The organism is Bartonella sp. TT29SHDZB, assembly GCF_042193395.1.
In the GTDB taxonomy this organism is placed as follows: Bacteria; Pseudomonadota; Alphaproteobacteria; order Rhizobiales; family Rhizobiaceae; genus Bartonella.
This window is the reverse complement of record NZ_JBHILQ010000195.1, coordinates 1-513: the sequence shown is the minus strand read 5'-3', so window position 1 is coordinate 513 and position 513 is coordinate 1. Positions and strand designations below refer to the sequence as shown.

Sequence of the window (513 nt, the reverse complement as noted above, 5' to 3'; positions counted from 1 at the left end):
AAGCGATCACCAAAGCGTCCTCCCCATCGTTAAAAAGGTCGTTAGATAAAATCACGAATGAAGTAGAGGATCAAAGCTGTCTCCTTCTTTATCCACGCAACGGGCACTTTTAATTTGGTGTTTAAGATAGTCGACAATAAGGCAGGTGAGGTTTCATTACGGGGGATGCGTATTTTGAAGCCAAAGTCGTGGGGCAATCCACAGGATACGTTAAGCGGTTTGACCGAGGCTGGCGCATCTGGCAAGTATGACAGTGGGCTTTAAAACTGAGAAAACAGAAGCCTCTGTTCAGACCTCCACAGCGGTGACAGATAGCATAGAAGGCGGACGCGCTGTTAACATGCAAGCCCACAAAGGCAGCATTCATGGTGTTGGCGCTGATATTATCGCTGGTACCGCGCCGGCAGAAAAAAACAGCCTGACCACAGGAAGCATTAGCACCAGTGATATCAGCAACGGTGCGCATGCTCAAGCTAGCAGCCAAGGTTTAAGCATTTCTGCGGGTGGTCCGAT

General features: G+C 49.1%; 1 protein-coding gene and 1 pseudogene. Both read left to right on the top strand.

What is annotated here, in order from left to right; all coding sequences use genetic code 11:
* Positions 1-114: 114 nt before the first annotated feature.
* Positions 115-264: a hypothetical protein gene (locus ACFIJJ_RS10250; protein ID WP_375632743.1), complete on the top strand. Its 150-nt coding sequence runs from the start codon at positions 115-117 to the stop codon at positions 262-264.
* Positions 242-513 (top strand): annotated as a pseudogene (locus ACFIJJ_RS10245) (hemagglutinin repeat-containing protein); the annotation flags it as partial. The gene ACFIJJ_RS10250 and the pseudogene ACFIJJ_RS10245, both read left to right, overlap by 23 nt.